A 592-nucleotide genomic window follows, 5' to 3' on the forward strand; every position below is an offset into this window, starting at 1 on the left:
GATAGACCTGAAGGCCTACAAGTGATTTTGACCAAGCGAGCCGAACATCTTCGGCATCATCCAGGGCAAATCAGCTTTCCTGGCGGTAAGTTTGAACCCGAAGATATCCATCTGGTGAATACGGCGCTTCGTGAGACTAATGAAGAGGTCGGTATAGAAGATAAACACATTCATGTGTTCGGTCAGTTGCCAAAACTGCCAACGATTAGTCAATTTAATGTGACACCATTTTTGGCCTTTATTTCTCCAGATTACAAAACGCATATTGACCCAAATGAGGTCGAGTCGGTTTTTGAGGTACCAGCCAACCATATTTTGAACCCAAATAAGCTCTACAGCAGTAAGTTTGAGTTAAAAAGAAGCAGTCATCGTGTATTTGCTATCCCATATCGTCAACATTTCATCTGGGGCATGACGGCACAGATCATTGAGTCGATGCAAAAGCACATCATTTCCGGCTAAATCTCTCCTCTTTCATTCGATAATGATCATACGACCAATGCGATCATTATGTGCATCAATATTAATAAAACGTTATATCATAAACATTCATTCACATTAGATTAATTTGCCATTTTCACCGCAAACGCTT

Annotated in this window: 1 protein-coding gene; it reads left to right on the plus strand. The window is 40.7% G+C overall.

The features are described 5' to 3' along the window. Positions 1-462, plus strand: a 462-nt coding sequence (locus tag R7O13_RS28920) for a CoA pyrophosphatase (protein ID WP_318305469.1), incomplete at its 5' end; no start/stop codon positions are given. Between the last annotated feature and the right edge of the window lie 130 nt (positions 463-592).

The organism is Vibrio sp. Y176 (genome assembly GCF_033438945.1).